Here is a 10,865-nt window from a genome sequence, read left to right as displayed (position 1 = left end):
CCACCCACACCCCACAGGGTCCAGGATCGCTCCGGAGCAACTTTTCAAACTTACCCGAATCTACCGCATGAAGCAAACCAGATCCCGGGCCTCCCCTACCAATCAGACGCACACAAAATGCGCTAACTAAATTGATAATTTGAAGGGAGTTTGGCCGCCATATTTCCGCATCAGCGGCGGCGACTCGAATTACTTTACACGCGCCCCGCCGCCAAACCAAATCCACGTGAACACCTTGGAAACCCCCGTAAATACCCGTAAATACGCGCCAAACAGGCCCAATACGGGGTTCAAAGCAGCCAAATACCCCGTGACGTTTTCCAGTGAAGCCCATCACATGCCGAAAGATCCAGGGCAGGTGGGAGGGCAAGCACCAGGGAGCCTCAGTGACCGCCGGTTCCCTCGGTCTTGCGCATCATGGCCCCAAGCACCACGGCTGCAAGGGCAACGATGGTTGCAGCCAGGAAGGCCGCTTGCATGCCGGCCACCAATCCGGAGCTCGCGGAGACCGCAGCGTAGATGGACACCAAGAGCGCGGTTCCCGCTGCACCCGAAACCTGCTGCGCCGTGCTGATGATCGCCGAACCATGTGAGTACAGGTGCGGCGGGAGGGGGTTGAGCCCGGTGGTGAAGGCTGGGGTGAAGAGCAGGGCCAAGCCGAAGCTCAGCGCAACGTGCAGCACGATGACCCAAGCAAGAGCGCTCGACTCATTCAGCCGGGAGAACTGCCACAGCGTCAGTGCCATCAACACGGACCCGGACACGGTCAAGGGCAACGGACCCACCTTGTCGAAAATCCGGCCGATAACCGGACCCAGCAAACCCATGGCCAGGCCGCCCGGCAACAGCGCCAGTCCGGTCTCCATGGGCTGCAAGTGCAGGGTGTTTTGCAGGTAGAGGGGTAGCAGGATGACGCCTCCGAAGAGGGACATCATGGCAACCACCATCAGCAGCGTTGACACTGTGAACATGCGGAACTTAAAGGCGCGAAGATCCAACAGCGGCGCGTCCGACTTCTGGAGCCGCAACTGCCGGAAAATAAACAGCGCCAAACAAAGGACCCCGACTACCAAGGCCACAACCGGAACGGTTCCGGCGTTCGCGCCACCAATCTGGCTCAGGCCGTAGACCAGCCCACCAAAGGCCGGAACGGTGAGGATCACGGAGGTAACATCCAAGGTGGTCTTGCCGCGCTCCCCCACGTTGGTGAGGTACTTGGCACCAATGGCGAAAGCCGCCAACGCTACCGGCAACACGAAGACGAACATGAAACGCCACGAAAAGTGGTCCAGGATGATGCCGGAGACTGTGGGCCCCATGGCGGGAGCCACAGAGATGGCGATACTCACGTTACCCATGACTGCACCCCGCTTGGACATAGGAACCAAGGTCAGGATGGTGGTCATCAACAACGGCAGCATAATGGCGGTGCCACCGGCTTGGACGATTCGGGCAAGAAGCAGTACCAGGAAGCCCGGAGCCAGGGCAGCCAACAGCGTTCCACCACTGAAGAGGCCCATCGCCAGCATGAAAGCACCCCGGGTGGTCATTCGCTGCAGAATGAAACCCGTGGTGGGAATGACCACGGCCATGGTCAACATGAAGCCGGTTGCCAACCACTGCACGGTAGACGGAGTCACTTGCAGATCGGTCATCAGCCGCTGGAGCGCGACGTTCATGATGGTCTCGTTCAGGATGACCACGAACGTGGCCACCAACAAAGTGACAATGACCGTCACGGACTCGCGTGACATCTTGTCCGACGTCGTTCCTGACGCTGGAGCCTTCCGCGCTGTGTCAGCGGACGTCTCGGGCCTGGATGGAACGGCTGCCGTTGTTGAACTGGCAGCGCCGGAAACGGCATTGCCGTTGGCGTCGGAAGTGACGTCGGTAGACATGAGGGTCCCTGAAGTTGATGTGGGTGCCCGGCGATCGTTGCCGGTGAAGACAGGAACAGTCTAAACGTCAGCTACATTCCCGTCAGTAGCAAACCCAAACGTTAGGAATCCAGTGGTGCGTTATCTATCAGGCGCACAGGACCCACCTTGGCGGCAATGATCGCGAGCCCTTCGCCCCGGAACGGCGTCTCCCGGCAGTTCTCCGCGAGCGGCTCCAGCGTCAGGGGATCGACGACGTCGAAATAGTCCAGTTCCACCAGCGGCTGGGAGCGGACAAGCTCGACGGCGGACTCGACGTCGAGCGGTTCGTGTGCATTGGCCCGCGCTTCGATGAGGCGCAAAGCCCGCGACAACACCAGCGCGGCGTCACGCTCGACGTCGGACAGGAAACGGTTGCGACTGGAGAGTGCCAAACCGTCTTCACTGCGGACAGTCGGGACGGGGACAACCTCGACAGGGAAATTGAGGTCGGCAACCATGCGTTTCACCAGGGCCAATTGCTGGGCGTCCTTCTGGCCGAAATAGGCGCGGTAGGCCGGCGTCGAACCGTCAAAAGCCGCACCGCTCGGAAGCCCGAGATGCAGCAGCTTGGCGACGACGGTGAGCGCGCCGTCAAAGTGGCCGGGCCGGGAGGCGCCTTCCCATTTCTCGCCCAAGGAGCCGGAGGTGACCCGGACCAACGGCTGGCCACCCGGGTACATCTCATCAACGGACGGTGCGAAGACCAGATCCACGCCTTCGGCGTCCAGCAAAGCCATATCTGCCTCGAGGGTCCGCGGATACCGGTCAAGGTCGACGGCATCCCCGAACTGCAGGGGGTTCACAAAGATGGTGGCCACCACGACGTCGTTCTGGGCCACGGCCGTACGGGCGAGTGCCGCGTGACCTGAATGCAGGGCGCCCATGGTGGGAATCAACCCTTGTGAGCTGCCCCGCTTGGCTCCCAGTAGCCGCGCACTCTCGGAACGCAATTCAGCGGCTGTGGTGACGAGTTTGATGGGCATGGTTCAGTTTCCTTTCGGGGCGTCGGGCTCGGCCTCCAACGCCTCGCCTATCTCGGTGAGTTGTTCCGGGCGCAGGAGCCCACGGTTTTCAGCCCTACGGGCAGTCGCGCGGGCCATGGCTTGGTAAGCGGCCAAGATATCGCCGCCTGCACCACCGTCGTATTCCCTCAGCGCCTGCGCGTGCGCTGAAACGGTACCCACATCGCCGCGCGCGACGGGTCCCGTCAAGGCCGCTTCGCCGGAAGCGAGGGCGTTCTCCAGCGTGGCGCGCAGCAATGGACCCAACAGGGACTCAGGGACGTCGACGCCGATCTCCCGCAGCAGCTGCGATGCTTGCGCAACCAGGGTGACCATGTGGTTTGAGCTGTGCGCCAAGGCTGCATGGTAAAGAGTCCGGTCGGCCTCCGCGATCGCTACCGGTTCTGCTCCCATTTCCACAACCAAGGCTTGGGCGATCGGCAACATGGCGGCATCGGCCGTGACGCCGAACGTGCAGTCCATCAGCCGGGTCAGGTCCAAGCTCATCCCCGTGAACGTCATTGCGGGGTGCAGCGCCAACGGAATCGCACCGGCCACGCGCACGGGATTGAGGATTCCGACGCCGAAGCGCCCCGAGGTGTGCGCCACCAGTTGCCCCGGTTGCCAAGCGCCCAGGGCGGCCAACCCGTTGACCAGCTCGCCCAAGGAATCATCGGGGACGGCCAACAACACCAGTTCCGAACGTTCCACGATCTCCTGGATCTCCAGGATGGGAACACCTGGCAGGAGGGTTTCGGCACGCTCCCGGCTGGCCTCGGATACTGCGGAAACTCCGACGACGGCGTGTTCTGCAGCGCGCAGGGCAGCACCGAGGACGGCACCTACCTTGCCCGCGCCAATGATGCCTACTCCGAGTCGACCAGGCCTAGCCATGGTGGTGTGCCTCCTCTTGGATTGATTTCTGCTGGATGCTTGGTGGGGGTTGCGCCGGCAACTGCTCCCTGGATTCGTGCTGCCGGGCCTCACGCGCGCTGGCGGCTTGCTGGTCGAAGAGTTCAACAGCCTGCTCGACGCCGGACTGGAACAGTCGCGGCGAAACCGGGCCCGCAGTGGTGTGCAAGACAAGATCGGCAACGCCAAACAAGCGCGCCAAGGGTCCTTGCTGCAGCGTCATGGATTGGGTCCGCTGGTGCGGGACGATGACGAGGGCACGCCACCAGCGGCCGGACCTGAGCAGTAACGCAGTTCTGGTGGACAGGAACCCGTTGCGTCGCCAACCCAACGGAGCCAACAACCAGGCCCGCCGCGGAGTGGTGACAAAGCCGTCCAGGGGTCCGGTCAGGCCGCGCGGAGCCAACCCCTCAAGGCCCGCGGAAAACACCCGTTCAGGCTGATCAACGCCGGGGTCGGGCAACACGAGCGACAGCATGCGCATGACCTCAGCCTTCCTCCCCACCGGCAACAGCGTGGTGCGGGCTGCGTGCTCGTGCCGCTCGCCTCCCCCGTAACCCGCTACGTTGACATGGATCCGATACCATCCGAAGATCCTCCAGATGGGCGGCTGCGTCACCTTGACGGCTTGGATCCTTCCAGGTGGCAACGTCTGGGCCCGGGTATCCAACAACCCGTACCGGAAGCGGATGCCGTCCGGGGAGATCGCTGCACTGAAGTTGTATCCCTTATTGAACGAACCCCAATAGGCAGCGCCGATGCCCAAGAAAGCCGGGATCAGGGCCAGCAGGATCGCGTCATTATCCGTGTACACGGACAATGCCACGGACGCTGCCGCCCCGAGGACGATTCCCACAGTGTGCTCACTGAGCAGCAGGGAACCCAGGAGGCGAGACGGCGGCACTGACACCACAAGCTGTTCGGGTGCCGCGGCAGCGACATCACCCGCACCCGCAACTCCGGCCGCGCGGGCAAGAATGGTTGCGCGCAGTTGCTTGGCCTGTTCCAGGGGTAGATAGGAAAGGCGCACAGCCGACCGCCCGGCGTCGGCAACATCGAACTTGAGTTCGGCGAGACCCAGGATGCGCGGTAAGAGCGGCTGCACGATATCTATCGCCTGTACCCGATCCAGGCGGGCCTGCCGCTGTTGTTTGAAGAGGAAACCGGTATTGACCCGAACGTACCCCTCGGCCACTTGATAGCGGTAAAAATACCAACTCAGGAGGAACCCGCCGACTGCGAGGAGCAGCACCGCGCCGCCTCCGGCCAGGAGCCACGGCACCCGGGCGTTGAAATGCGGGTCCACGAGGCTCCGGCCCTGCAGCATCCGCTCGAAAGCGTCACGGCCAAAGAAATATACGACGGCGACCAGCCCCACCCAACCACGAACGAACGGGGACGCGGGATGGACGCGGTGCCAACCGGCGTCGACCGTGTGCACGGCCGAACCCGCAGCCTGGCTACCCTTCAAACTCACAGTCCGGCCAGCCTGGCTTCTCCACGGGCCGATAACTGCTCGCGCAACCGGGCGCCCTCCGCCGTCGGGAGGCCAGGTAGATGGGCGTGGGTACCGGCAGCAGCGGTATGGAGTTTCACAGTGCAAAGCCCCAAGGCGCGTTCAACCGGGCCTACGGCAACGTCCACGTATTGCATGCGGCCATAAGGGACCACCAAGGTGCGCTGGAAGAAGATGCCGCGCCGGATGAGGAGGTCATCGTCACGCTCGGCATAGCCGATGGCACGGACTTGCCGTGGAATCAGCACCAACCGCCACAAGGCCACGATGAGCACCAACCCGGGTACGGCGATGGCAAGCCACAACGGCGGCCAATGCCACCCGCCGAACTGCACAAAAACCAAGGGGAGGGCCAGGATGGCAACCAGCAACAGGGTACCGACGGCCCATTCAACCAAGCGCACTGTGACGTACTTAGGTGAGACCTTCAGCCACTGGACGCCGGGCGGGTCAATCGCCGCGGTACGCATACTCGCCTTCACCCTTGGCTTCGCCCCTTCGGGTGTCCGGCCCCGGCGTACCGCCCTCAAAGTCCTCCGGAGGGATGCGGCAGAAACGTTCAACCACCACGCCAACAATGATCATCACCACACCGCCACCGCCCGTCAGCAGGGCGTTGGCAAGAATGCCTTGGTCGCTGCGCAGGCTCCCCACTCCCAAGAGGTCCAAGGAAATGCCGGCATGCCAACCAAACAGCAGGGTGCCCGCGTAAGCGCAGGCTTGGGCCAAAATCAACGTTCGCGCAGCAAGGATCGGGTTCAGCATGTGCTTCTTCTTCCCGTTCCGCCACCGCAGGACGCGGATGCCCATGACCAGCGTGAGCCCGGCGATCACACCCATGGTGACCAAAGCGGAGACTGGAAGCACTGGAGTGGGCATGCTGAAACGGATGGTGCTGGTGCTGGCCAACCAGCCAATGAGGGCGGCGATGACGACCATGACCACCAACACCACAGGGCGCATAGCTTTCATCGCTACTCCACCGCTCCCGCGGCCGGAATGCCGGCGATGTCACCGAAGCCATCGAAGCGGCGGATGTCCGGCATGTCATCGGCGACGGCGGCCAGCTCGGCAACGCTGCGGCCGTTCAATTCCGCATGGGGTTCCAACAGGGACCACGGGTACAGGACGAAAGCCCGCACAGCGGCACGGGGATGCGGCAACGTGAGCACAGGGTCCTCGCTCACCACGTCACCGAAAACGATGATGTCAACGTCCAGGGTCCTGGGCCCCCAGCGGACCTCGCGGGTCCGGTGATGCTTCTGTTCAACTGCATGGCAGTGCTTCAGCAACTCATGCGGCGTTAACAACGTTTCAATGGCCATGACCATGTTCAGGAAGTCCGGCTGTCCCTCGGGACCGCCCACGGGCTTCGTCTGCACCACCGGGGAAACTCCCAGCAGACGGACCTCGGGCGGATCCACAAGATCGGCGACGGCCGTGGACAAAGTGTCGTTGCGTTCCCCCAGGTTGCTGCCTAGGGCCAGGATGGCTTTGGTGTAGGAAGAGGTCATGAGCGTCCCCGGTGCACACTGACGGTGACATCACCGAATGGCACTTCGATAGGAGCCTTGGGTTTGTGGACAGTGACGTCCACGGCCGCCACCATCGGGTAGTTAGCCAGAATTCCGTCAGCGATCCGAACAGCCAACCCCTCGATGAGGTTCAAGGGTTCGCCCTCAATGTGCTTGGTGATCAACTCAGCGACTTCGCCGTAATGCGCCGTGTACTGAAGATCATCTGTTTCAGCAGCCTTGGCGAAGTCCGTGGACAGTACGGCGTCGACGACGAACGGCTGTCCGTCACGTCGCTCGAAATCAAACACTCCATGGTGCCCCACGGCGGTGACACCGGTCAGGGTAATCCTGTCCACAGCAGCCTCCCAATCAGCGGGCTACGCGAGCGGCGACTTTGACGGCGTCAAGACTTGGGCCGACGTCGTGAACCCGGACGGCCCACACGCCCTTGGCGGCGCTCAATGCGGTGATTGCCGCCGTCGCCGCATCGCGCTCAAGTGGCGCCGCTGACTTGCCGGCGACAGTCAGGAGCGAACCGAGGAAGCGCTTCCGGGATGCTGCCACAACAACCGGGTGGCCCAGCGTGAAGAAGCGGTCCAGGTTTGCGAGGATTTCCCAGTTGTGGTCCTCGTTCTTGGCGAAGCCCAGGCCGGGATCAACGATGATCTGTTCGGGGGCGACGCCAGCGGCGTACAGCTTGTCCCGGACACCACGCAGTTCCGCCACGACGTCGTCGGCCACGTTGCCGTACTCGGCCAAGCCGTCCATGGTCACGGCATCGCCACGACGATGGGTCAGGATGTAAGGGACCTTGGTGCGTGCCACAAGTTCCGGCATATCCGGTTCCATGGTCAGGCCGGACACGTCATTGATGATCGCCGCACCGGCCTCAACGGCAGCCGCCGCAGTGGCTGTGTGCATGGTGTCGATGGAAACCAAGGCACCGGCCTTCACCAAGGCCGCAATGACGGGCAGGACGCGCCGCTGCTCTTCCTCTGGCGAAACCGGCTCAGCGCCGGATCGGGTGGACTCACCTCCGACGTCGATGATGTCGGCTCCCGCGTAGAACATCCGCAAACCCAGCGCAATGGCTGAGTCCGGGGTCCGGTGGCTGCCACCATCACTGAATGAATCAGGGGTGACGTTCAGGATTCCCATGACGAGCGTGCGGCCCTTCGGCAGGTCCTGGAACCTGGCCGCCGGGCGCGGCTTGCGAAGAATCGGCAGGGGGTTTGTGGCCGGGCCGGTTCCGGGTGCTGCAGCGAGGGAATCCATTTGCTTACCTTCCGAGTATGAGGCTCATGGCCTCGGCGCGGGTGGCCGGGTCATGGAGTTGACCGCGCACCGCGCTGGTGACGGTCTTGGCGCCAGGCTTGCGGATGCCGCGCATGGACATGCACATGTGTTCGCATTCGACGACGACAATGGCCCCCCGCGGATTGAGGTGCTTCACCAGCGCCTCGACGATCTGCGTGGTGAGCCGTTCCTGCACCTGCGGGCGGCGGGCATAGATATCCACCAGCCGCGCAAGCTTGCTCAGTCCGGTCACCTTGCCGTCATGTGACGGAATATAACCGACATGCGCCACTCCGTGGAACGGCACCAAGTGGTGCTCGCACGTGGAATAGAAGGGGATGTCCTTCACGAGGACAAGCTCTTCGTGGTCGAGGTCGAACGTGGTGGAAAGGACATCCGCAGGGTGCTGATGCAGCCCTGCGAAAACCTCGGCGTAGGCTTTGGCGACCCGTTTTGGCGTGTCCTGGAGGCCGCCGCGATCAGGGTCCTCACCTATGGCCAGCAAAATTTCGCGGACCGCCGCTTCAATGCGCGGGCGGTCCACCTTGTACGCCGAATGGGAGCCCACGGCGGAACCGTGGGCGGCGGCGAGGTCGTCGTCGTCGAAATGAGTCACAGCAGAAGCTTAGCCGTGAAGCGGGGAGTCGTTGCCGGCGTCGGGCTGCGGTGCTTGGAAGGAGTCCTGGCTGCTGACGCCCTGCGCGTGCGGAGCAACAACATCCAATGGCTCGTCCAAGCGGGCCTTCTTGGCTTCCTCCTGCGCTTCGCGGGCGGCACGCTCGGCCCGGCTCTCCACAGGCGGGATGGACTGAACGGGACGCGACTCCTTGGACAACCAGATCTCGCGGAAATCGCGCTTCCGGATGTCGTGGAAAATCTCCGCGATCTCGGCCTGGTTGAGTGTTTCGCGTTCCAGCAGTTCAAGAGCGAGGCGGTCAAGGACATCGCGGTTTTCCGTCAGGATGGCGTAAGCCTCATCGTGGGCCTGATCGATCAGGCGCCGCACTTCCTCATCCACCACATAGGCGATCTGGTCCGAGAAATTCCGCTCCTGGGCAGCATCGCGGCCGAGGAACGGCTCGCCCCCGCCCTGGCCGAGTTTCACGGCACCGACGCGCTCGCTCATACCGTACTGTGTGACCATCTTCCGGGCCGTGGACGTGGCCTTTTCAATGTCATTCGAGGCACCCGTGGAAGGATCGTGGAACACGATTTCCTCCGCTACGCGCCCGCCCATGGCGTAAGCCATTTGGTCGAGAAGTTCGTTGCGGGTCACCGAGTACTTGTCGTCCTCAGGAATCACCATGGTGTAGCCAAGGGCACGGCCACGCGGCAGGATGGTGATCTTTGTAACGGGAGCGGAATTACGCAGTGCCGCAGCGACCAACGCGTGGCCACCTTCGTGGTACGCGGTAATCTTGCGCTCCAGTTCCTTCATGACGCGGCTGCGCTTCTGCGGTCCGGCCATGACGCGGTCGATTGCCTCATCCAATGCGCGGTCGTCAATCAGGTTGGCGTTGGAACGGGCTGTCAGAAGCGCGGCCTCGTTGAGGACGTTGGCCAGGTCCGCACCCGTGTAGCCGGGGGTCTTCTTGGCAACAGCACGCAGGTCGATGCCGGGAGCCATCGGCTTGCCCTTAGCGTGCACGTTCAGGATCTGCTCACGGCCGATCATGTCAGGAGCTTCCACCGTGATCTGGCGGTCGAAACGGCCCGGGCGCAGCAAGGCCGGGTCAAGGACATCCGGACGGTTTGTGGCCGCGATGAGGATGACGTTGGTCTTCACGTCGAAGCCGTCCATCTCCACCAGGAGCTGGTTCAGCGTCTGCTCGCGCTCGTCATTTCCACCGCCAATGCCGGCACCACGGTGACGGCCGACGGCGTCGATCTCGTCTACGAAGATGATGGCCGGGGAATTGGCCTTGGCCTGTTCGAAGAGGTCGCGGACGCGGGAAGCACCAACACCGACGAACATTTCCACGAAGTCCGAGCCGGAGATGGAGAAGAAGGGAACGCCAGCCTCGCCGGCAACAGCGCGGGCCAGCAGTGTTTTACCGGTACCTGGCGGCCCGTACAACAGCACGCCTTTGGGGATTTTGGCGCCGACCGCCTGGAACTTCGCCGGCTCAGCGAGGAATTCCTTGATTTCCTGGAGCTCCTCCACGGCCTCTTCAGCACCGGCAACGTCAGCGAACGTTACTTGCGGCATGTCCTTGTTGACCATCTTGGCCTTGGACTTGCCGAACTGCATCACCTTGGAACCACCGCCCTGCATACGGGACAGCAGGAACCAGAACAGAACTCCGAGCAGCAGCACCGGGATGAGCAGCGAGAACAACCCGGAGAACCAGTTGTTCTCCACGGGCTGGTCAGTGAAACCCTTGGACGGGTTGGCGTTGGTGACAGCCTTGACCACATCCGTGCCGCGGTCCGTGACATAGAAGAACTGGACGTTCTTACCCTTGTCCTGACCGTCCAGGTTCAAGTTGTCCTTGAGGACCAGATCAACGCGGTTCTCGGCGTCGTAAATCTTTGCCTGCTCCACCTTGCCGTTCTGGGCGAGGAGGTCCAGTCCGTCCTTGGTATCGATCCGGGTGGATCCGCCCGGCGCGAGCGTCGCGAATGCCACCAGGAGCAAGCCAACGACGACGACAATCCAGATGCCCGGGCCCTTGAAGAAACTCTTAGCTTTCATCTGATCGGG

Annotated in this window: 11 protein-coding genes; all 11 read right to left on the bottom strand. The window is 62.8% G+C overall.

All coding sequences use genetic code 11. The features are described from left to right. Positions 1-383: 383 nt before the first annotated feature. Entirely contained in the window at positions 384-1,898 is a 1,515-nt protein-coding gene (locus tag QRN04_RS14330) for an MDR family MFS transporter (RefSeq protein ID WP_284976696.1), read from the bottom strand. A 101-nt stretch (positions 1,899-1,999) separates the two neighbouring features. Further along, complete coding sequence (gene panC / locus QRN04_RS14325; protein WP_284976695.1) at positions 2,000-2,902, bottom strand: pantoate--beta-alanine ligase; 903 nt, start codon at positions 2,900-2,902, stop codon at positions 2,000-2,002. Between the two features lie 3 nt (positions 2,903-2,905). Beyond that, on the bottom strand, positions 2,906-3,814 hold the full coding sequence (locus tag QRN04_RS14320; RefSeq protein WP_284976694.1) for a Rossmann-like and DUF2520 domain-containing protein: 909 nt from the start codon (positions 3,812-3,814) through the stop codon (positions 2,906-2,908). Continuing rightward, positions 3,807-5,309 carry a PH domain-containing protein gene (locus tag QRN04_RS14315; protein ID WP_284976693.1) on the bottom strand — a complete coding sequence of 501 codons (1,503 nt, stop codon included), beginning with the start codon at positions 5,307-5,309 and terminating at the stop codon, positions 3,807-3,809. The genes QRN04_RS14320 and QRN04_RS14315 overlap by 8 nt, the downstream gene beginning before the upstream one ends. Further along, positions 5,306-5,818 (bottom strand): PH domain-containing protein, encoded by a 513-nt coding sequence (locus QRN04_RS14310; protein ID WP_284976692.1) that lies wholly within the window; start codon positions 5,816-5,818, stop codon positions 5,306-5,308. Before QRN04_RS14310 ends, QRN04_RS14315 begins: the two co-directional genes overlap by 4 nt. Beyond that, on the bottom strand, positions 5,799-6,320 hold the full coding sequence (locus QRN04_RS14305; RefSeq protein WP_284976691.1) for a DUF3180 domain-containing protein: 522 nt from the start codon (positions 6,318-6,320) through the stop codon (positions 5,799-5,801). Before QRN04_RS14305 ends, QRN04_RS14310 begins: the two co-directional genes overlap by 20 nt. Before the next feature lie 2 nt (positions 6,321-6,322). Then, positions 6,323-6,862, bottom strand: coding sequence for a 2-amino-4-hydroxy-6-hydroxymethyldihydropteridine diphosphokinase (gene folK / locus QRN04_RS14300; protein ID WP_284976690.1), 540 nt, complete (start codon positions 6,860-6,862; stop codon positions 6,323-6,325). Continuing rightward, a complete protein-coding gene (folB, locus tag QRN04_RS14295; RefSeq protein ID WP_284976689.1) occupies positions 6,859-7,221 on the bottom strand; it encodes a dihydroneopterin aldolase in 363 nt (120 codons plus the stop codon). Before folB ends, folK begins: the two co-directional genes overlap by 4 nt. A 13-nt stretch (positions 7,222-7,234) precedes the next feature. Continuing rightward, complete coding sequence (folP, locus tag QRN04_RS14290; protein WP_284976688.1) at positions 7,235-8,140, bottom strand: dihydropteroate synthase; 906 nt, start codon at positions 8,138-8,140, stop codon at positions 7,235-7,237. Positions 8,141-8,144: 4 nt separating this feature from the next. After that, complete coding sequence (gene folE, locus QRN04_RS14285; protein ID WP_284976687.1) at positions 8,145-8,777, bottom strand: GTP cyclohydrolase I FolE; 633 nt, start codon at positions 8,775-8,777, stop codon at positions 8,145-8,147. 9 nt (positions 8,778-8,786) lie between these two features. Next, complete coding sequence (ftsH, locus tag QRN04_RS14280; protein WP_284976686.1) at positions 8,787-10,856, bottom strand: ATP-dependent zinc metalloprotease FtsH; 2,070 nt, start codon at positions 10,854-10,856, stop codon at positions 8,787-8,789. Positions 10,857-10,865: the final 9 nt, after the last annotated feature.

Origin of the sequence: Arthrobacter sp. efr-133-TYG-104, from assembly GCF_030208915.1 — a bacterium.
In the GTDB taxonomy this organism is placed as follows: domain Bacteria; phylum Actinomycetota; class Actinomycetes; order Actinomycetales; family Micrococcaceae; genus Arthrobacter.
Note: the sequence above shows the minus strand (reverse complement) of the source record. Positions and strands in the feature narration are given on the sequence as shown.